The following is a 24,273-nucleotide window of genomic DNA, read 5'->3' on the forward strand; positions in this document are numbered from 1 at the left end:
ATCGGATCCCAGGTCAGTTGGACGAATATACACCGGCTCTTACAACCCGAAGTGCACTGCCCCTCCACTTGGAGGCCGAACGAACGTACTGGTTTCATCGTCAAAGACCAGATAGTCGGCGGCATCCGGCGTCGACGGATCATCCAACAGCCATGGGACGTAGATCTCGGACTGCGCGACGATATCCAGATAGCTCTGACTGCGACCGTGCTGATCCAGGTCCGCTTCCAGTTCGTTCCAGCCGGCAAACACGTCTTTTTGACTGTTCAGAGTGGTCTTGGACCCGCTGAAGAGCGCCTCGTTCGTCCAGGCGATGACCTGCGGCGCAGAGGCCGGATAACCAACCTGGGCGCTGGTGGCGTTCAACAAGGCAGCAACCGCGTGGCGCATTAGAGCGTTCTCGCCGCCCCCTTTCAGACCAAGCGCATCGACCAAGGTCACGTCGGCCAGATTGGCGTAGCTGGCAGGAATGTCGAAAACTGTATCCAGCGTCTGTTCGGGATCGTAGATTAGAGTGCCGCTGGAGGTTGCGGGCCAGGCGGATGCGTCGTGTTGGGTGGCGTTGTTCTTCCAGAAGCCAGGCGTTAGACCTGCGGCATTCCCTTGTTCCATACCATAGTGATGCGCCAGATCCGTGTCCGTGATCGACCGGTCCTCACCGGCAAAGACGGCGGCGGCGTTGGCGTAGTTGCCAATCGTGACCGAGGCTTCGAACGCACCTTCGGAGGTGAACAGCCATGTCTCGCCTACATCCAGCATACCGTCGTTGTCGGTGTCGCCATCGACGTAGATCGCAGCAAAGTCGTCGCTGGTATCGTCGGGCGTACCGGCGTCGTCGATCACGCCGGTGAGCTTATCCAGAACGACCTCGCCCGCGCCTTCGTTGGTGACAAGGTAGGTCCAAATTAGTGGTGTTCCTTCAACGAACAGCGGGCCTGGAGCGTCGTTGGCATCCTCAAGATCGGTGGGTGCGTAGACATTGACGGCATTGACCGACTTGACCAGCTTCACCCGGTCCGCAACGCCGGTAAGTCGCGCATTGTCGGTGGCCGACACCTGTTGGTTCGAGCCACTCGCCACAAATGCGGTTGCGACGTTCTCGTAATCCCCTTCCGGCGCGATGCCGGTCGCAGAATACAGCCACGTTTCGCCCGGGTCGAGCAGGCCATTGCCATTGTCGCCGGACACATAGACCACCGAGAAGTCGTCGGACATATCGCCCGGCGTACCTGCGTCGTCGGTGAGGGCCACGACCGACACGGCCACATCGCCCGAATTAGACAGAAGATAGGTCCAGGTCACGTTCTGCCCAGCACGGACCGTGACCGGGATCGTGTCAGCATCCTCTGCCTCGGTCGGGTTCAGCGGATCAACTGCATTCACCGCTTTTTCCAGCGTGATTTCGGGCGTGCCCGGTGGCGGAGAGCCGTGATAGTGGGCCAGATCGCTGTCAGTAACCGGTCTACCCGCTGTATCGGTCGCGGCGACCGTCGCGACGTTTACGTAATCACCCAGCACCACGGTGCCAACGGCGCTGTAGAGCCAGGTCTCGTCAGTGTCGAGCAGTCCGTTGTTGTTGGCATCGCCCGAGACATAGACCGGTGCGAAGTCATCGCTGGTGTCAATAGGCGTGCCGGCGTCGTCAATCAGCGATGCAATGGCAAGCGCACCGCCGCCCTCATTGCCGACAAGGTAAGTCCAGACGGCCGCATCCCCTGCCGTCAGTTCTGGACCGCTCGGAGCATTGGCGTCTTCGGCAATGGTCGGATTCCAAGGATCGGCCGCGTTGACCGCCTTGACAAGTGTCACCGCCGAGCCGCCAGGTACAGTGGTTCCGGTGTGGTAGTTTACGTCCGAAGCTGTCGCAACTCGGCCGTAGGTATCGCTGACCGTCACCGTTACCTCGTTGACGTAGGCCCCATCTGCAGCGATGCCGCCCAGAGCCGCCAGCCAGGTCTCGCCAGGATCAAGCAGGCCGTTTCCGTTGTCGCCGGAGACATAGACCGGTGTGTGGTCATCCGAAGTGTCATTCGGCGTGCCGGCGTCATCCACGATGTTGTCCAGCGAGACCGAAACGGCACCGTCATTGGTAATCAGGTAGGTCCACAATACGGCAGAACCCGACTCCAGCACCGGACCGGAACCGTTGTCGGCGTCCTCGGCTGCGGTGGGATTGAGCGGATCGAGCGCATTGATCGCCTTTTCGACGGAGACGGATGGCAGCGGATCGGTAACAACGATGCCCACGTGATGGTTTTCGTCCGAGTCGGTGGCCGTCGCGCCTCGCGATCCGTGCGCCGTAACGGTCGCAACGTTTGAATAGGCCCCAGCGACGACGGTGTGATCACCAACGCCTCCGGATGTGTAGAGCCACACCTCGCCCGAATCGAGAAGCTGGTTATCGTTGTAATCGCCCTCGACATAAATCGGGGTGAAACTACTGCCATCCGATGCTGTGTCGCTAATCGACACGCGGCGAAGTGACTCTTCACCCGTATTAAACACGAGATAGGTCCAAACCACATCGGTCCCAATAGACAGCTCGACGGCTTCGGCTGAGGTGTCCGCGTCCTCGGCATCGCTCGGGAACCAAGGGTCGGCGGCGTTGATCGCCTTTTCGATCTGGATCGCCGCAGGGTCGGAGCCGGGTCGGTCACGACCGGGTTCGGCCGGGCCGGACGGGGTGGAACCAGCAGCCGTCTGCAAAGGCACACGAATGGTATCGTCCTCGGGCCCACCGGCGCTGTCATAGGCACCACGGCCATTTCCAGGTTGTGGATCGCGCGGTGCGCCGTGCTGGTCGCCCCATTCGGGATCCTGCGGCGTGACCATGGCGATCACGTCATAGGCCTCGACCCGGCTGGTCGCCGCACCCGTGGCTTCGGCCAAATCCAACAGGAACTCAACTACGTGCGGCGACGGCAACCGATTCACTGTGGGCGCACCGAAACGCGAGAACGGAACGATGAAACTGTTGTATTCGCCGGTCCAGTCGAACATCCGGTCGGTGCCGGTGTTGGCGATCAGCACGTCCCGGCCACCTCCGCCAAAGGCAAAGTCCGCCGCACCACCGGAGGTTTGCGGCGTCAGCGCACTGTCCGAGGTGTCGTTCAGGCCGCCGTTGGTACCTAGGTTATCGTCGAGCTGGAGATAGTCGTCTCCCCACCCGCCGAACATCCGGTCGTGGCCCGTGCCGCCAAACGCTACATCGTTGCCGTAGCCGCCAAAAATCGCGTCCTTTCCATCCTCGATCAAGTTGCCGTCGTCATCGAATGTCCGGAAGTTCAGGAAGTAATTCTCGATGATCGGACGTGGATCGTTCGGATCATAGAACATCTGGTAGCTGCCCGTCGTCCGGTCGTAGAATGATGTCAGGATGCCGGTATCCGGATCGTACAACATCGGCGTATTGGCAATTGGCCGGGTGTCGTTATGGAAGATCGGCAGCGCCTCTGCCCCGGAAGCCGCATCATCCCCAGCTCCGGCATGGATGAAATCATCGCCCAAACCGCCGTAAATGATGTCGTTTCCACCTTCTTCAGGCAGGATCTCGTCCACTGTGATTTTCAGATAACCTTCCAGGTCCACCTCCGCGCCAATCCACGGCCCGGGGATTGATAGCGTCTGCTGCGACTCTGCCACGATGCCGTTTAGCGGCTCGTCCAACCCATTGCGGCTGACTCGGATCACACCGTCGTCGCCCAGCAAGCCGTCTTCGCCGGTTCCGCCAAAGATGCGGTCGTCGCCGGTGCCGCCCATGATCTGGTCATCGTGACCATTGCCGTAACCCACATCGTTGCCGGTCATCAGGTAGATGATGTCATCTCCATCCTCGCCATAGACAAGATCACTGGCGCCGAGGCTGCCGACGTCCGTACCAGGCGTGTAGTCCAATTGGACCACGGCACGCGGGATCAGGCGGATGTCACCGCGCGGGTGCGGCTGCGACGGGTCTATGATATCGTTCCCGATGTCCGGAGTGCTGTCATAGTTGTAAGTCAGCCAGTTGTTGGCAACGTCGACGAGGTCGAAGATATTGCCGTTGTCGCTGACAATCACGTCCGCATCACGGCCATGCTCCGAGGGTGCACCCAGCGTGCTGTCAGCATCGGTGCCAAGGATGTCGATGGCGATCTGGGTCCCTGCCCCGCCAAAGATAATATCAGAGCCGTCCGGGCGCTGCTCGGGCATAACAAGCGTGTACAGCGAAGAGCTGCCGCCAATTAGGTCGTCCTGCCCCAGGCTTCCGAAGATCAGGTCGTTGCCGCCGCCGCCTTCGACATAGTCATCGCCGTCGGTGTTCGCTTCAAATGAGGACACGTGCACAAGCGTGCCGTCCGCGTCCCGCGTCGCCGAAACCGGGACGTCCAGGATCGCACCGTCTCCCTGGACGGAATCGTCCCCGAGTTGCGCAAAGATCTTGTCGTGCGAGGCACCGCCCGCGATGTCGTCATTGCCGAACTGGCCATCATTGCGCGCCTCATAGGTGACGTCGTGATACAACTCGGTAATCTCAAAGGCGGTCCATGGCGAGCCCGCGTGGCGCGGGTCGATAAACAATGTTGCCGTGTCCACGTTGGCCGAGCCATCGCGGTTGTAGATCGTGGGATCGGTCAAGCGCACGATACGGGCATCCTGATCCTGGTATTGACCCACCGCGCGCTGCACCAGTGTGACGTTGTCACCGAAGATCAGGTCCTGCTCGGAGCCGCCGTCAATCCGGTCGCCGTTCGGCGTGCCCTGCACGACCCGGTTGGCGCCCCCAATCAGGATGTCATGTCCCGTGTCGCCAAAGACCAAGTCATCCCCGCCGTTGTCGATCTCGGCACTCGCAATCTGGACGATGTAGTCGTAGGCTGTGGTCCGGATCCGCAACGGCGGTTCGGTCACGTCGATGCGGCCGTGGTCGCCAAAGACGATATCGTCGCCCATGCCGGCAAAGACGGAATCGTCCCCTACGATCATGGAATCACCCGCCTCGGAGACCAGCGCGCCTGCGACTGGAATGGTCAGAACCGGCCCGGCCAGATCGCGCTTTTCAGCGATTGTCAGCGTATCGTCGTTGTAGACCGTTAAATCGCCAAAGATGTCGACGTTGAAGCCGCTGTCACCCCAGATCTGGTCGAGGCCACGCTGGCCGAAGATCACATCGTCCCCACCACCGCCAGCCAGATGGTCGCCCTGGCGGCTGCCCATGATCAGATCGTCGTTGGCGCCGCCATAGGCGGTCACCTTGCCAGCATCGCTGCCCGCAGTAACCCGGGCCTGGCGCGGTCCGTCCGGCAGGATCGAACCGTTTTCGAGCGTCAGGGTCAGGCCGTCGGTCGAAACATCGGCGATGCGATAGCTGGCGGTCGCGCCATTGGCCAGTTCGACCTCGATCGCTCGCCCCTTGCGGAAGCCCGCATCCAACCAACTCGACGTGGCCGAAATGGTCAGGGCGGTGGAGTCGAAAGTCATCTCTCCGGCCAATTCGGCAAAGACCAGGATTTGGTCCTTGCCTGCGGTCAGGAACGGATCGGCCAACGGCATGATGAAGCTGGACCGGATGTCAGCCAGCGCCTCGGTAGTGAACGGCGGGAAAGGCCGTTCGCCGAAGTTGTACCCGTCACTGTCGTCGCCGGAGCCGGAATAGAAAAGGCCATCTTGCGATGTGTCGCCATAGATCACCAGAAGCGATTCAGGCCCGCCGCCGCCGTCGACCAGGATCAGGTCGCCGCCGTCCTCGGTTCGGTTGCCGCCGCCGTGGATCATGGTCAAACCGCCAAAGATCGCGGTCTCGCCGCTCTGCCCTGCGGTTGTGGATTGCAAGGTGCCGTCAATACGCAGAGCGTCGTCGCCCTTGCCCATCATAATGTTTAAGATTTCGATGCTGGACAGCAGCGGATCGGTGGAGAAGTTGCCACTCGCGTCGACAACCTGGGTGCCCCATGAGATACCGCCCGGCACCGTGGCGGGTTCACCGAAATCGGTTTCCTCAAAGCTAAGCTCCGTGGCCATCCCGAAGCCGGTAAGACCGGTAGAGGTCAAGACGCCGGATTTGTCCTCTTGCGAAGCGTCGTCGAAGATGTTCAGGACGTCAATCTGTGCGTACTCATCGGGCTGCGGGCCGATATCGACAGCCTCGCCCGGCGACTCGCCCGGCAGAATGATCGCAGGGATCAGGGTGCGGTCGGCGCCCGTCACACCGCCCTCGACCGACACCGGACCCTGGATGTTGGTCAACCGGTGCACAGACGAGAACGACATCTTGTTCTGCAAGTAGACCGGCAGGGTGTAGTCTTCGTTGGCCTCAACGGTGATCCGGACCTCGGTCGCCCAGTTGCTGTCGTCGAACTGGATAGCGTCGGCCACGCGGACGACGCGGACATCACCGGTGCCGGCGGTCAGAGAGGCGGACGGTGTAAGGCGCAGGAACTCGCGCCCCAAAACGTCGATTTCCAATAGCGCGATCTGGTACAACCCCGTATTCGACCCGCTTCCAATTCGAATCTCGTGGCCCGGCAGGAACCCGTCTGCGTACCAGCTGCCGCCGTCGGTGCGCGTGATGGTGTCACCATCGACGGTGACGCCGTTTTCGGTGATGGTATCGTCGCCAAAAATCACCTGCCCGTTGAAAAGCATGTCGATGGACACTTCGCCCAGCGAGACGGTCGCGTCGGACCCGCTGGCAAAACTGGCGCCGGCAAGCGTGATCGTGGTGTCGGTGACAGCAATGACCTCGTAATATTCTTCGGTGCCGGTGTCGTTCGCTGTGCTGCCGGAAATCGCGATGCGAGTGCCGACATAGATGTTGGCATCCACGAAAGAGCCCAGATCGGTGCGAGTGATCGTGTCGCCGGAGAAGGTGACGGGGCCGTCGAAGAACTGGGCGACCTCGAAAGTGCCCACATCGATGTTCTGGATCAGGCGGTTGCTGTTGTCGGATGTGTCGATGGCGCTGACGATGGATGCCTGACCATCGGTCAACAGTGGAATTGTCACGACCTCGCCCGCATTGGGCGCAGAGGTCAGCCGCATGGTGTAATCGTCGTTGGCAAGCGGCGTCACCAAAGTTTCGCCCGCGCTTTCGGTGATGACCACACCGGGGGTGTCGTTGTCCAGAACGTTGACACCCAGTACCTGGCTGGCGGCATTCTCGAACGCGCCGCCGGTCGAGGTGACCGTCGCCTGGATCTGAAGACCACGTGGGTCTTCGGGCGTGCTATCGTCAATGGCGGTCAGCGTGACGTATTTGACGCTATCCCAATCCGAGCTGTCGAACGTGATCGTGGGCGTGTCGAACGCCAGCTGCGCATCCGTACCCGGTGCAAACAATTCGGCCAGCGAGATTGTTACCGTCTCGCCCAGGTCCGGTGCACGGCTGAGCGAGATCCCGACCCGGTCGGTGAACCCTTCGGGGCCTTCGAGAACGCGGGTATCCGTACCCTCGTGCATCAGGATCACATCGGCCTGATCGTTGTCCAGAATCGTAACCTCGACATTGCGCACGGCAAGGCCGTCGTACAGATCAACGGCGTCTTGATCGGCGCCGTTCTGGTTGATCGCCTGAACGCTATGGCTGATGACAATCTTTCGTTCGCCCTCTTCCAGACTGTCGTCCGAGGCGGCAACCCAAACGGTCTGCGCATCGGACCAGTTGGTCGAGTCGAAAACCAGAACGACGTCGCGCGTGGGAACCTCTTCATCGGTACCGTTGACCGAAACCGTGTCGAAGAAATCGCCTTCGGTGGTGCCGATCAGGACCGAGTCACCGCCGTCCGGAATGCCATCGCCATCGCGATCCAGCAGGATGCGCGGCGCCTCGGTCGGGTTCCATGCATCCTCGTCGTCCGACGAGCGGGCTGCTGAAACAGTGATATAAACCCGGGTGCCTACCGCAATTGCCTCGTTCAGTGAGATTTCATAGCGGTCGCCGAAATCGTCTTCGCGAACGACGGTATACCCGTCTTCGACGCCGTTTTCATCGACCTCGCGGATTCTGACCGGACCACTACCGTCTCCCGCCACGGTCATCTCGACGCCTTCGATGGACAGGCCCTGGTAGCGGCCCCCACTGAGAACATCGTGGTTGATGACGGAACTCTGTCCCTCCAGCCCCGCACTGCTGATCTGCTCGGTCACGTCGCCGGCGATGTTGATCACATCGCTGCCGAGGTTGCCGATGATCCGCACCGCCACGCCGATGGGGGTGGACAGGACGAAGAAGTCGTCGTCACCTTCCAGACCATCGACTTCGAGCACTTCAATATTCTCAAAGCTGACGTTCAAGCCGCCGCCAAAGACGCCATCTTCGCGGATCACGAATGCGTCTCCAAACTCAGTACCGAGGACGATAACCTTGTCATAACCGGTGCCGCCATCAATAGAGACCGGCGCATTGAGGTTGTAGGTTACTTGGTCTTCGCCGGTGCCAGTGTTGATGATGTTGCGGCCCTCGACAGAGTACTGGTCGAGGATCGGGTCAAAGTTCTCATCGGCCAACGCAAAGGCGCGTACCACGAAGATATCGTTGCCCGCGTCGCCTTCCAGTCGAATCTCTGCCTTGTTCGAATAGACGGTGAAGGTGTCGCCGCCATCGCCCCCTTTGGCAACCAATGGCTGGGACGGTCCCGCGGAAATGTAGCCACGCGTGGTGCGGATTATTACTGCCGGCTCATCGCCAGGGGCCGCATTCAGGTGGAAGGCCGCGCCTTCGGGATTGTCGGCGTCCAGGACACCGTGGAACTGGCCGATCTGGAAACGGTCGGCCCCTGTCCCGGCATCCAACGTGGTGATTGTGCTGTTGCCATCAACGGCAAACATGTCGTCGCCACCAAGGCCATAGACGGTCAGCCGACCGTTCACGGCGCGGTCGTAGTTGACCCGTTGCACGCTGATCGGGCGATCTGTGGAGGTCTGCGCTTGGTCGATGGCGTTGTCCAGCGATGTGTCCGTGCCATTCGGATCGGCATGCAGCAGCGTAACGAAGCCCGGCCGGTCAGTGGTTCGGTTCTCGATTGCCGTGATCTCGCGCAGCAGGAACACGTCGGCGCCGTCCGAACCGGTGATCGCCAGCGTGTCAGCGCCATCGTCCGGCGCGCCGGTGTCGAGCACGTTGATCACATAGTCGCGCTCTTCGCCGTAGGTGCCGGTGGTGTTGATGACATAGACGTCGGTGCCTTCGGCCCCGTCAAGGTCAAGCGTGTCGCGATAGCCGTTGTTGCGATAGGTGTCCATCGTCATCAGCGTGTTGACGGTGATCTCATCCTCGTCGCCGGCCGTGCGAATGTAGCCTTGAGTAGTCAGCTTCAGCGAATTCACCGTGATGATGTCCACGTCGCTGCCGGATTGCAGCAGGAACTGGTCGCTGTTCTGATTACCGCGGGTCTGGATGGTTCCGGTCAGCTCGGCGTTGCTTCCATAACCGTTGTCGGCATCGGTGCCCGACCGGGACGCGCCGGTGCGGGTGGTGTCGAGCTGCATCGTTACCGTCTGACCAGCGATCACCAGGCTGTTGGCCTCCATCGAGAGGTTGTCGCCGACCCAGAGGTCCACAGTGTTGAAGGCATCCACTCGGGCGCTATCAAAGCTTTGCACCGCGTTCTGCACGACCAGGCGAGTGCCGTTTTCCAGCAGATACAGATCCTCTGCCGGGGATGAAACGTCGCGCGGCAGGATGCGCGGCACTTGTGCATGACCGTAAGGCGAAGCCGGTAGGGTCGGCGTGGCAGGCGTATCGGGGATAGTCAACCGAACGGCGCCGCCTGTGGACAGAGCGTAAAGCATGTTCAACTCGTTCGCCGTCTCGGTCAGGTAGACGCCACTGTCGCCATCGGCCGTCACCACACCGGACCAGTCGCCCAGAATGCCGGAATCGATATCGAAATCGTCCGAGGACAGACCGATGGAGCCGCCGTCGGCCAACAGATCGACGTTGCGACCGGTGACGTTGTTGTCTTCATCGGCACCGGAATTCGAGTCAAGGATGGACCCAGCTCGGGTCGTCAGCGTGACATCGCCTAGTTCGGAATCCACCGTGTTCACGCGCATATCGCCGGCGGTTTCGGTGACCCGGATGGTGCGCTGGGCATCCGCGGTCAGGACACCGGTCTGCGACACGTTCAGAACGCTGTCGACCAGATCGATTTCCAGGAACTCCGCGTCGGTGCCGATGCCGCCGGTACGGGCGGTCATGGTTATGTTGACGCCGCCGACATCCCAAGGATCAGGGGTGCCGTCGGTGGGATCGGAATCGAGGATGTGGCGCGGTGCCTCTAGCGTCACGTCACCAGTGGACGAGTCGATCCTTCCGACGCGCAGATCGTCGAGGTCGCCGCTCAGGACGGCGTCAATCTCGGTCAGAACGATATCACCATTGGTGGCGGCGTCGATGTAGTGCACACCATTTCCATCGGCATCGCCCTGCCGGATGTTGGTGTTCGCGACGATCCGGACAGTGTTGTCGCCTGGCGCGCGCACAGTCGAGCCATCGGGATCGGTGCCGTTGGCCGTGATCCGGCTGCCCGCCTCGATCAGGTCAAAGTCCCACGTGGTGACAGCCAACTCGGTCGCGCTGGCAGAATAGCCAGCACCGGGACCAAGATCGCGGCTCACCGGGGTCGGGTCGTCATAGAAGAACTGGTAGTATGTGCCGTTGTCGCCGGAATCGCCTGAGACAAGGACGCCCTGGCTCTGGCCATCCACGTCCTCGCGAACGGCAGACCGCAGAGCAAGCGTTGCCTCAGTCGCAGCCGCCACGACGCCAATCGCCACGGTGGCCGAGGTCTGGGTGGTGTCGCCCGTGCGGATGCGCAGACCCAGGTCCATCCAGATGCTGTCGCCCGAAGTAGCATAAAGAGCTTCGTTTTCACTAACGACGCGGGTCAGATCCACCATGAATGCTGAGTTTTGGCTCCCGATGTCGCCCGATGTCGCTTCTATCCCGTGGAACAGCGACACGATGCGGGTCGCGGTCCCGGCGGCAACAGAGGAGGCACGGGTCAGTGTCAGTGTATCGCCGTTCACCTCGGCCACCTGGTGCACCTCGTCGCCGACGCGGATCAGGCCACGTTCCGCGATCCCCATGTCGGCCCAGTTCCCGCCGTCGGTCCGCACCAGTTCCACAGCGCCCGAGGCCCCGGTCTGCGCGGTGACTTCCAGTTTGTCCACCGCGTGGGACATGAACTCTGTATCGCGGAAGCTGCGCGCCAGACCGGCATCGCCCATTGTATTGGTACGGATGACAGCACCCTCGGTCAGGATGTCGCCACCCCTGTTCAGGATGCGGGTCTCGCCCAACGGGTTCTCAAGCGAGGCGCCGTTGACGTTGCTCCCGGCGAGAACGATGTTCCCTGCCCCAAGATTGCGGATGTCGATCAGGGCGTCGCCATAGCTTTCCTTGATCGAGAACTGCATGGCGCTCTCTTCAAGATCCGGATCGACCAGCAGCACGCGGGCTTGACCGGCCTCAGCGATCATGTCGATCCGGTTCACCACCAGATCGTAATCAGACAGGTTGGTCAGCCGCACTTCGCCAAACCCGCGCAACACGCGCAGTTCGGCCCAGTGTTTGCCATCGAAATTTCCGTTTTCCTGCCTGATGATGCCAAACGGCGCATTGAAGACAACCGACCCAAGGTTCGCGGCAATGATGTCATCAACGACGATCTGGTCGCTACCGTTGAAGTCGTTGAACGCATCCGAACCGACCTCGGGCAATACGAATTCGCCGCTGTCGTTCATCAGTCTGACGTTATAGGCACGGACCACCTCACCGCTGGCGTCAACCACCAGTTCCGGTGACGGACCCGCGCTGATTTCGATATCGGAATCCCATTCGATCAAGTTGCCGGTGACGCTCACGTAGACAGCTAGGTCATTGTAACCCGAATAGGTGTTCAACGCGCTTGGCGGGACGTTTTTGACATGGACATTCTCACCGCCGATCAGACGCGGCGCAGCAAAAATGGTCGCACCGGCATCGCCATCGATAACGGTACGCGTGCTTGCAGAACCATAAGTGTCCCCGGTCCCGGCGCCAATCCCCCAGAACACCGCCCGATAGTCGCTCTCGTAGCTATAGCTCGCCCGATTGACTTCAAAATCGACACCACGACGCCCCTGAATCAGGGTTCCATCGGTCAATTGGTCCTTGCCTGCGACAAGGCTACCTTCGATCAAGACCGCGGAATCATAGTCGAAGTTACTGTCAGACTCGGCACGTGTGCCGCCGAACAGGCCCCCGGCCTCGGCCCGGGCAAAACTGTCCATAGTCAGATCGCCAGACAGCGAACTGGAAGTCGGGCTGGCGAGGATGCCCATGTTGGCACTGACATCAACGGTTTCGGCATCGATCGTGGCTCCATCACCAATGACCGAATTGGAACGGGCAGTCAGATCATTCTCAACATAGGCACCAGCGCCGGCGATCAGCCCGCCACCATCTGCGATTACTTCGGCCGTATGGTTAAAATCAAGCTGTGAGTACTGGCGGAAATTGCCTGCCGCCTCGATCGTGACATCCTGCGCCTGCACTTCGGTCAGTTCTGTGACGGCGCTGTCGCTGCTCAGGATCGTGGCTGACGTCCCACCCGTTGTGATCCCTGTAATGCTGGCCAATTTGCCTACTGCGGTGGTCGAATAGCTGCTGGCGATCTGATCGCCATCCGAATTCTGAACGCTTAGGAGACCGCCCGCGATGTTGCTGACCACAAGGTCGAGGTTGGTGTCAGTCAGCGAGTAGAGGGTCACATCGCCGCCTGCACGGACGAGGTCAGCATTGATGTAGGCCTGCGCCATCACATCCGCGCCGGAATCGGCAGTAGGGAACGTGAACGCGCCGAAGCCACCGCCACCACCGCGCGCCTCGGCCTTGGTCTGACCGTCGAACGAGACGAAAACGGCCTCGCGGATGTCGCGTCCCTCGGTCGTTTCCAGGCCCATGCCAGTGGCATCCGTCGGATCACTCGGAAGCGCATCCAGATTGACGCGGAATTCGTGCCGACCTTCGACGGGCGCGCCCAGGTTCACCTCGACCCGTTCCAGCCGGTTGGCGTTGGACAGGGTCTGAACAACCACAGTGCCGTCAGCCAGAGTGACGTTCACCGTACCCGCAAAGGACATCATATTGCCCGACGCGTCGCTCAGGACAAAACCGTCGGCCAATGCGCCGCCATTGCTGGCCACAGTGTAGGTCGTCCCTTCATCCAGCCCGATGATCGGCAGGTCAGTAGCCTTGGTCAGCGACTGCACCGCGTCGTTGCTGGCCGAGCGGGTCAGCGCGATCGGAGTGATCGCGATGTTGTTCGAAGAGTCGCTGGGATCTGTGTAACCTACGGATTCATAGAATGTTTCCGCCAACTGAACACGATAGGCGTCAACCACTATGACATAGTATCCACGGCCAGAGATCAGCCCGCCGACGGGCGTTCCGCCATCCTCGACCTCGTACACGACCAAATCGCCGTTAGCAAAACCGTGCCCCTCGTACACACCGTTGCGGTCGGCATCGGTACCCATGTAGATCGTGTTGTTGTCTTCGGTGACAAGTTCGTTGCTGCTATTCGTGTCGGGCGTCTCGCCGCTGCCCTGAAGGTCGACAAACGAAGCCTCGAAGCTCTTGGTCGACCCGATGTTCGAGTAGGTCACCAGATCATTTGCCGCAAAGGGCATAGTGGCCGGATCGATGACGCCGGATGTGATGTTACTACCCGAGAACGTCAGCCGGTCGGTGCTGGCGTTGAAATCCGAGGTGGCCAGACGGATGGTAAACTCATCCACCACGCGCACCTGGTAGGTCGCGTCGGCAATCAACCCGCTGATCGGCGCGCCGCTGGGTTTATAGACGATCTCCATGTCGTCAACGAAATTATGCGCGTAGGCAAAACGAATGGTGTCGCTGAGCGCATCCACCTGCGCCGCACCCTCGGGCGCCGCCTGGTAAATCAGGTGAGTTCCGGTCGAAGCGGTAAGGTCAACTGGCGTGCCAGTGCCGTTTTCAGCGTCGGATTGGTCTGTGTAAAGCTCGATTGCGTTCAGGTTCGCATCAACCACGCGGACATAATACAACTGCCCGACGGGCGCCACGGCGTCTGCGCTGCCCGGATCGTAACCGACAAGTTGCCCGGTGTAGAGATCAGACGAAGCACCAAGGTAGATGCGGTCAGCGGCGGCATCGACGCCCACCGGCGCGTCGACATCAAGAAGGCCGTTCTGCGACGAGGTGTCGAGGGCTTGTGCCTCAGTCCCGTATAGCTCGATCACAAAGTCGTTGATCGCGCGTACATAGGCCGTGCCGCCAGTGGCCGCATCGCTGGAAACGGTATCCCCGGTCGCAAGCCCATGCGGTGAGGTAAAGGTGATCTGATCGGATCCTGTGTCGATCGCGGAAATCGCTGCCGTGACGCCGACCACTGGCAAGTCGGCCGCAGTAGCCAGGAAGCTTTCCGAGGCGTCGACGGTCAAGGCCGCGCCGAAGCGGAAGTTGTCGGTGGGATCGGGAGAGTTTCCGGCGACCTCCATCACCGTATAAGTGCCGTTGGCTGATCCCGCACCAGTCAGCACGATGGAATCGCCCTCTTGCAACCCATGGCGTTCGAAGTTGATGGTGTCGTCTCCACCACGCATCGTCAGCACATCGGACGGCGGGTTGGAATCCCCATCATCGGCCACCGCGCCGACGGTAACGTCGTCGGCGATGATCACGCCGTTGTCGCCCAGGAAAGCCTCGACGTCGTTCCTCGCGTAGGCATCTGACACGGAGGCCCCGACAAGGATCGCACCACCACCATAGGCGCTGGCCTTGCCCTTGGCTTCGCCAACTATGTTCGACGCGGTGACATTCACATCGCCAGTCAGATCCAGCGAGGCGCCATCGCCTGTATATGCGGCAGTCTGAGTGTATGTGTAGGCGCTGGTTTGCGCGCCCCCCCCGGCCAACAAGGCACCGGTACCGACCATCACGTCAGAGAAAGTGCCAGCCTGGCTGGTAGCCTCGACCGTGACATTGCGACCGGTCACATCGACGTTGTCGCCAAGCCAGGCGAACGAGCTGGCGCTCAGGTCGGAATCCGACAATAGGACCGAAATGGCCAGCCCGCCGCCTGATCCCACATCGCCATCGACAGAGGCGTAGTCATACGAGGTGATGCTTTTTACCGTAAGGTCGCCGGTCAGATCGATCACCGCCCCGTCGCCGACCCAGGCCTTGGAGGTTGCGTATGTCGAGTTGTCCGCAGATCCGACATAGGCAGTCCCCGTGCTGCCCGCGCCACCGGCGATACTGACGGCCACGACAAGAAGATCAACGGAGGCCTTTCTTTGCTCAGCATCGGCAGTGACCGTGAGGTTGTCGGCCCCGATGTCCGTACCCGCGCCGACATAGGCTTCCAATGTCGTGGTGACGTAGGCGGTGGGAATAAGCGCGGCGATGGCAATCGCCCCACCCGATCCACCATGGGTGTAGGCATAACTGTCGCTGTCCTCGGTCGCCGTAATCGTGACGTCGCCGCCATTCATCATCGTGGTGGCGGCCGCGTTGATTCCAAGAGGCGTGCCATCCCCGGGGCCGAAGCTGGCGGAGGTCTCACCCATAATGGCGCTGTCGGCGGAACCGCCGCTGCCGGTAATCGCGGCGACGCCCGCAGCAAGTACTTCGCTGTCGGCATCGCGGAAAGCGTCGGCAGTGACGGTCAAGTCGCCGCCGTTGATCTGGGTGCTTTGACCGACGTTGGCGATGACGTCGGTGTCTATGGTCGTGCTGGCCAGCAGCGCTGTGATCGACAAGCCGCCGCCCGAACCGCCGTCTGACAGGGACTCGGCGATGGCCTCGGACTCGGCCCGCACAGTGGTACCGCCGGCCCCGATTGTCAGAGCGGTGGGGACAGTCGACGACGCCCGGTCGCGGTCGGACCCGACGGTAGCGCGCGTGGTGCCGGAGATCGATGCCACGGCGTTCGAACCGGCGCCAGCCAGCAAGCCTACAGCGGCACCCGTGATCTCGACATAGGCGTCCAGATAGCTGTCGGCATCCACAATCAGAGCACGGGCGTTGACAATCGCGCCTTCGTCCACGACGGCCAGGATGTCACCGGAAATGTCGACCCCTGATAGCGAGGCACTGATCGCGCCGCCGCCGACGGTGACGGCCGTCGCATCGACGTTGGCATAATGCGTGGCGTCGGCCTCGACCTCGACTTCACCAGAGCCTTCCTCGGTGCCGGTCGCGGTGACCGTCTGGCGCGCACTGGCCTCTGGTATACCGATCAGTGCTTCGACGCTGCGGCTGACCATCACGTTGCCACTGGCGCCCTCTTCCGCATCCGGAGCCGCACCGATACCGGCGCCTGTGAGCAGGCCGACACCCACCGAAATCAGCTCGCCGTCCGCAGTGGCGGTACTTGCCGAGTTGACCCGAACGTTGCGGCCAGTGACGGTGGACGTACCCGTGATCGCACCCCGCACAAGGCCGGTGACTTCGGCACTGGCGAGCATGACGGAGATCGACACGGCACCGAACGCGCCGCCCTGGGCAGTGGCATAGGCCAGCGAATGGATCTGTGCGTCGACCACAACATCGCCGTCGGTCGCGGTGACAGTGGATCCGTCGATAACAGCGGTCACATTGCTGTTCACCAACGCCTCGGCGGATACACCTGCGCCGGAAATCGACAGCGGGACCACAGCAATGGATGCCGCGGTGCCCGTGGACTTCAGCACGTTCTGCGAAGCATAGGCATCGACTGTGACGTTGTCAGCAGCGGTGACAGTGCTGGCTGCGACAATCTCGGCCGTGACATCGCGATCAATCTTGTTCTCGATTGCAACACCGGCCCCGGCAAGACCCGCCATGCTGATCGAAACGGTGACGCCCACGGCTTCGCTGTCGAGCGAGGTGGAATCCGATGCATCCACCGTCACATCACCGGTGGCGCTGATAGTGCTTCCATCGATCGATGCGGTGACAGAACCCAGCGCGTGGTTCTGCACAATCACTACGGCGGCGTTCAAAGTGATCGAGATCAACGAGATAGCGCCAGAAATGGACACGGCGACGGTGGTGTCGTCGAAAGTGACGTTGGAGTCTGCCTGAATCCGGACATCCCCGGAAAGATTGTCGATGCTTGCGGTATCTTCGTCGATGCCGGTCGCCGAAACGGTTGAATTGGTGATGTTCGCATCCAGCGTCGAACTGAGCGTGTTGTAGACCCCCGCCCCGGCGCCCGACACGGACACGGACACACCGTCCTTCAGATTCAGTGCGACGCTGAACGCTATCGAAGCAGCGACCCCAATGCCATCCATGCTGGAGGTGTCTTCTGCATAGACGTCGACTGCGCCGCCGGAGACGCGCGGCGTGCCAGAGTTGTCGGTGGAATCGACGATCTCGGCCGTGATCGTGTTGCCGATTGTATTGGCGACATAACCGCCCGCGCCGCTGATCGCGATGGCGGTTTGTTGCCCAATTGAAATCGAGGCCGCAGCGCCGACCGAAATCGACTCGATGGACGAGGTGGTCCTGGCGTGCACGCTGATCGTCTCGGTCGCCTGAACCGTGGAATCCGAGATCCGCGCGGTCACCAGATTGTCGATATCGTTGACCGACACGAAGGCGGCCAGCGCGATCGAGATCGCCGGATCGCCGAAGGACAGGCTGATCGCGCCGCCGTCGGCGCTGGCAAAGATGTTGGCCTGGTCATAGGCCAGAACATCGACCTTGCCGACCTTGTCGCCGTCGTTCACCCCTGCAACGGTGCTGTCTGCGGTGATCTCGGCGGTGATCGTGTTGTCGATGTCATTGAAGGCAAAACCGCCTGCAAGGCTCGCCGAGATCGAGGCGTCGCCAGGGCTGATGGCGACCGCACCCGCCACGCCGATGGCGATGGCGTTGATCGTTGCATCCTCGGTCGCGTCATAGTCAAACTCGGCAATGCCGGCGAGCTGGTCCTGCGCGTTCTGCGATGAGGTCGGTACCGTGCTGGCGCTGACTGTCACGTCGCCGCTGGTCAGGATGTCCGACCCCGACACCCGGGCCAGGATGCCATTCTCTATCTCATTGACCGAAACCGAAGCGGCGATGCTTGCCGCAACCGCTGTTCCGCCACTGGCCACGGCCAGGGTAAAGGACCCGGCCAATGCGAAAGTGTCGATGGTCGAGCCATCCTGCGCCAGAACTGTCGCGTTGCCGCCAACGTTGCTGGTGAAGGAGGAATTCGTCAAGGATGCCTCGGTGTCGTAACCGATCCGGCTGATCGCAATGCTGCCCGCGCCAGAGAAACCGATGGCGGTACTGTCGGTGAGGCCAATATTGGCGGACACCGATACGCCCAGCACGAATGTATCGATATCGGCGCCGGAAATCGCGCCAATCGACAGGTCACCTTCATCCGTCACAATTGTGGAATCGTTGATCGTCGCACCGATTGCGGGGGTGGCGACGTTCTCTAGCCCTTCAATATCGTTGACCGCCACGGCAATGCCGAGCGATACCGATGCGGTTGAACTGAGACCCAGTGCAATCCCGACGCCGCCCGCGTCGGCCTTGATCTTCGAGTCATCTCCCAAACCGCCCTCGATGCGGATGCCCTTATCACCGCCAGTGATCGTGGCGCCGTCCACATCTGCCAGCGCACGGATGCGCAGCCGGTTGCCCGACCCGGTTCCGGCCAGGGCAAGCGCGGCATCCCCCTGCGAGGCGGTACCCGCCCCGGCGATTGTCAGCGCGGTGATCTTGGGCGTCAGGTCGGCCTGGATGACGACGTCGTCGTCACCGTCGTTGGACACGGTACCCGCGGTAATCTCCGCTCCTTCCACTACTGCCATAGTGTCCGAGCTGAGGTTGTTGATCGCAAGCGAGAGGCCCAGCCCACCCGCAAATCCACCGCCGCTACTCCCTGCAAGAGCCAAAGCCAGGCCAAAGCCGCCGGCATCGGCGTCGATCTCGGCATGTTCTTTGGCAATGATGGACACGGCGCCTTTGGTCGCCTTCAGTTTGGTTTCGTCATTGTCCTCGGTCACCTCGGCATAAACGACCGTATGCAGGTTGTTGACAGATACCGACCCGACGCCGCTGAAAGCATAGGAACTACCGCCAGAGCTGTTCGAGATCGCCAGCGCGACGCCGTAGGTGTAGTTCTCAATCTCGGAGAGATCGTCGGCCTTAACGGTGATGTCTCCGTCCATTACCTCGATATCAGAGTCGTGTACGCGGGCGATAACCTCGAACGGATCATCTTCAGTGCCGATTTCGTTGACGCTAATCGCGATTCCGACCGCGGCGGAAGTGCTGCTGCCGCTGACCCCACCAGAATACGAAAACGCCAGCGCGCCGGAAATCGACAGGATGTCGGGTGCGGCTGTGGCCAGAACCTGGGTGGAGCCCTTGTAGACCGTGGCGTCGGAATCCGACATGTACGACCGCACTTTGCCTGACAACAGGTTAACGCCGACCGAAATAGCGACGCCAGCCGAGATCGTACTGTTGCTTTGCGAGGTGGTGACAGCGCCGCCTAGGCTGCCGGCAAGCGAGAAAATGTCGCCGACGCGGTAGGCGTCGACGATCATTCCACCGTCACCGGTCGCCTCGACGCTGCTATCGCTGGGGTCCGGATCCTCGGCGATCGAAAAATCAGTGCCAAGCACCAGCGCCTCAGTATTGCCGTCCAAAGTGTTGACACTGACAGCGCCTGCGACGCCGACGCCGGTCTGGGTGCCGGAATTTCCGGTCTGACCGCGTGAGACCGCAATAGCGAAGGAACCAGAAACCGAAACCACCTGCGTTTCGTTGTTAGATGTGACTTCCAGAGAGCCGGCATTCACCGTTCCAGCATCGGTGATCGCGGCGCGGGTGGTATCGTCAACGAAGTTCAACGCGACAGAGCCAGAGACCCCCACCCCGGTAGTGACTGGGTTTTCCACCGGCTTGTCGCCGAACAATATGCCAAGAGACTCGCCGTCTAGCGGATCGTCGGACTTGTCGGGGTGTTGTTCATTGGACTGGATGGCGCCCGCAATCGAGAAGCCCCAAATCGCACCGTCGTTGATCGCCCGAACCGACAACTGGCCGTCCAGGTCTAGGTAACTGGCGTTACGCGCCGTATAGGATGCTTCTGCGTTCGGAGCCTCGGGGCCGATCACAGCGCGGGTGTTTCGGGTTACGTCGTTGACCGCGACCGACACCCCCACACCGACGGATTCCCCCAAGAAAAGGCCGCCGGTGATGCCTATATGGGTGTCCAGAGAACCAGCGTACAAACGCGCGTCCTCGCCCGTCACATAGGCGCGGTTGCCCAACTGGACCAGCGTGTCGCTGTCCTGCTTGATGACTGAGATTGTGCCGCCAACCGCAAATCCCGAATCCGAGGCTGCGCCAGATTGGGCAAAACCCAAGTTGAAGAGCGCCTCTTCAGCCTTCATGTTGAAGCCGCCCGAGCGGCCCGTGAAAATCCGTGCGTTGTCCTCGACGACTGCCTGCGTCGTATTGTCGACCAACTTGACGTAAAGCGTGGCACCGATGCCACCCTTGCCACCACTATTGCCAGCGACGCTAGGCGAGTTCGTGTCGAACGGTGTCCCGCCGTCGAACGACGCGCCTCCGCTGGATACATACAGATCGTTCAGCCCGAGCGAACCGAGCGACCAGCCGAAGATCCCGGCCATGTCAATCTGCTGCATGTAGGATGTTGCCTCGACCGAGACGACTTCCTGCCCAAAATAGGGATCGGTCTCATCCGCGTTGAAGGTTTGGTCCTGGTTGATCAGCGCGCCGTCCTTCACGGTCGCGAGCGCCGTCGTGTCCTGAACCTGGAAGTTAATCGAACCGGCAACCGAAACGTTATCGCCCTTAGAGGTCGAGGACGACCAAGTGTTGAGAAAACTCGAAAGTCCGAAAGTGTCATCGACATATTGTGTGATGGCGCCGTAGCCCTCGGTCTTGAACAGGTCGACAACCTCGCCCGCCGTGGTCGGCAGGAACTGATCAAGCGTCTGAGCAAAAGGATAGGTCACACCGGCAATCACGCGGGTCGCACGCTTGGCGTTCATTTCGGCGCCGCCGTGAATCGTCGCCTGCGCATCATTGTCGGTAATCGTCAGAATGACCGCCGCGCTGATCGTGTTCGGAGCGCTCTGCTCTCCGGTCTCGTTCTCCTCCTGCGGCTCAGTACTGGACTGCGCGAACGCTTTGTTCAGGTGCTCTATCTCGGCCTTGACTTCCAGGTCTTCGCCCGACGTGATCGTTGCCGTCGAATGCACGTCAGCAGACACATCGTGATCGTTGTAGGCAAAGGCCAAAGCCACCGCTGCGCTCAGGCTATTGGGGCTGGCGCCGGCGCTGTTCATGGCCGTGTTGGTCGAAGACTCGGACGAGATGCGCCCCATCAGGCCAGAAAAGATATTGCCCAGTGCCGAGTCGTTGAGATTGTAGCCGTCGGGAGAATTCGAGCCGTCTGAATCCGCTGAACTGAGGCCCGCGCCGGCCTCTGTCGTAGTCTCCACCTCCAGTTTGGCGCCGATACCGACGCCGGTGGCGAAACCCGCATCCAGGATATGCGCGGCCCGAAGCGTGAAGTCGTCGCCGGTCACGTTTCCAAGTTCGATCGCGACGCCCGCATAAGCCTCATTCTCGGTCTCGGCAAGCTGGATGGTCTGGCCGTCGGCGCCGACAAAAGAGCGGGCGCCACCGTCCAGGTTGAACTGGTTGGTGCCGGTGATGACATAGTAGGTATTGCCGCTGACCAGCCCCTCGATTTCAGAGCCCGCTGCCGCCTCGTAGATCACCGCCTGCCCCAGCGGATAGGTCTGGTCGACGGTGGTGAAATCGGTTCCGGTTCCGGTAAAGGCGCCGTTCGGCAGATTGATCTCACCTTTCTCGGAATTGACGTCGGCGCCGGTGAACGACTTGTTGTTGGTCGCCGGATATAGCGGGCTGCTCGCCGTGCCGTTGAACTCGACCAGGTCGATCGCATCGCCCCGGAACACGCTGTCCTCGAACTTGGCCAGCTGGATATAGTTGGGATCGGACGAATCCTTGAGCACGTAATAGGTCGCACCGTCGATCAGGCCGCCGATGTTCTGCCCGCGGCTGGAGGTGTAGACGACCGTATCCTCGGTCGCCAGCGCGTTCGGACCGACAAAGATCTTGTCATTTTCCAGATCGACATAGCCGCGCTCGCCCGGTGCTGCGAGCGGATCGAACTCCAGCTTGACCACCGCGCCCGGTTCGTTACGGCTGATGACCGTGCCATGGATGTTGGTGTGAACATCGGCATCCGACAGCTCGATTGACAGCGCCGCCCCGGCCGCGCCGGAAGCGAACAGGCCTGAGGAGGCCGAGGCCTGCGAATCCACCGAACCGCCCGCCAACAGATTGGCCGTCAGACCCGCCTCGATCGTCGCACCGTCAGCAACCGTCAGCGTCGACGACAGGGTGGACCGCGCCACCGCCAGCGACAGCGAGACCTGGCTGCTGGAAGACGTCGGAACGGTGCCAAGGCTTGTATTCGTCTCGACCGACATGTTGGCGGTCGAAGAGGCGTCGGAGGTGACGACGACGAAGCCGTCGGAATAGATGTTGGCGTCGCCGATATCGACCTCGGCATTGGCCGTTGAATCCGCCCAGCCGAGACTGGCAATCGCGAAGCCCGCCGAGCCGGAGGCGTTGGTGACCGAGTTGGCATAGATGCCCACCGCGGAATGGCCGACTATATTGGCGCCGTCAGCGACTGTTACCTTGGCATCGGTCTTTTTGACGAGAACCTGAAACGGCAGGCCCAAAACCGAAGTGACCTGATCCAGCAGCGGGCCGACCAGATTAGTGTCCAACTCTGTCGAGATCTCCAGCTGTTCGGCATAGCCGCGTTCTTCGGCCTGGGCGATCAGGTAGACGCCGCCCGCCTCGATGCTGGCGTTCTCTCCGATATCGACGGAAGCGTATTTGGGGATACCCGGAAAGATCGGCGACAGGTTTTCCAGCTCGGCCGTGCCCAGACGGCGGCTGCGGAATTCGATAAAGCCATCTTCGGAGGTGTCACCGGTGATCGAGACGTTGTCGTTCACCGTGATCGTCTCGGCAATGACCTGCATCGACCCGCTGCTACCAAGGTCAATACTGCCCGAAAAAGTCACGTCATCTTCGCCGCCGTCGCCCAGAAAGGTCTCTGCCCCCTCGTCTTCGCCGTAGATGTACAACGACGCGTCCCAGTTGGCCGAAAGACTCTCGACTGTCAGTGTATCGGACCCGGATTTCAGGTTGATGGTCAGCGAATTGGTCGGGTTGACGAAGGTGATATTCTCGAATGTCGGGATGAGACCGCCGGTTGTGCCGATGTACATAGAGCCCGCATTTAAGGAGGTCAGCACTGCATCATCGTCAGAATCCGTCAGGTGGATCACCAGATCGTCCGAGGCGGAATTCTGTGTGATCGGTTCCAGCCCCTGATAGACCAGCGCGGTGCCGTCCAGCAGGATCTGACCATCGTTGGCCGTCGCGGCCTGATAAGACACGCTGGAATAGCTGCCATCCAGAACGAGGCTGTCGAAGTCGCCGTCCCCGCCATCGATAGTGATGCCTTTGCGCATCTCGCTGGTCGCGAGATAGAACGTGTCGTCGCCCTGGGTGCCGGATAGCACCTCAATGCCACTAAATTCGATCTCGAAAGAAGCCTCCTCAACGAAATTTGCATTGCGCAGCGTGACGGACACCACACCAGAGGCACCCTCTTCGGTGACATCGTCAATACGCCAGTCGGCGTATGTGCGCATTCCGAATTCCAGTTCGCCCCCTACGACCCGCAAAGTGTCGTCGCCATCGCCGCCTTCGACTTCAAAAAGCGGAAGATCTGATGATTGTTTCGAAATATCAAACAATGAAAGGGCGTCTATCTCAATTCGATCTTCTTTATCCGTCGAGATTACCCGGATCTGAGAAGAAAGCGGGGCGACATCCGCACCGCTGAACGCCTGTGCAATCTGCGCTCCGCTTGAATTGAGAGCCCTAAGGGCAGCCCCTGATTCTGCCTGGAATCCTTCGAGTCTCAGGGCTGCCGTATCGGCCTGCATCGCATCAGCCATCGAGACCGCGAAATCAGCTGCAAGCAAGAGCCTGGGCTCTAGTTGCTCCAGATGTACTTTTCGTCCGCTAATACCTGATTTGCGTGCAAAAAGTGAACGACTGTCACGTCTGGAATCTGATCTTTTCAAGCCCCGAATGAATGGGAATGACATGGATAGAATCCCCCCTGGCCGCGACACCATTCTTTTCGTTAGCGTTTGGCAAAGTATCGTGTGGCATCATTT

Annotated in this window: 1 protein-coding gene and 1 pseudogene; both read right to left on the reverse strand. The window is 60.8% G+C overall.

Annotated features, from left to right (window positions below; all coding sequences use genetic code 11):
- Window positions 1-39 precede the first annotated feature (39 nt).
- Window positions 40-23,739 carry a calcium-binding protein gene (locus OEZ49_RS07320; RefSeq protein WP_263387732.1) on the reverse strand — a complete coding sequence of 7,900 codons (23,700 nt, stop codon included), beginning with the start codon at window positions 23,737-23,739 and terminating at the stop codon, window positions 40-42.
- 327 nt (window positions 23,740-24,066) lie between these two features.
- Window positions 24,067-24,231, reverse strand: a pseudogene (locus tag OEZ49_RS07325) (LEPR-XLL domain-containing protein); the annotation flags it as partial.
- Between the last annotated feature and the right edge of the window lie 42 nt (window positions 24,232-24,273).

This window comes from Ruegeria marisflavi (genome assembly GCF_025673445.1).
In the GTDB taxonomy this organism is placed as follows: Bacteria; Pseudomonadota; Alphaproteobacteria; order Rhodobacterales; family Rhodobacteraceae; genus Ruegeria_B; species Ruegeria_B marisflavi.

Bases quoted from the DNA above. Each gene is read 5' to 3' on its own strand.
- OEZ49_RS07320 (WP_263387732.1), bottom strand. From the start codon at position 23,739: ATGCGCACATACGCCGACTGGCGTATTGACGATGTCACCGAAGAGGGT.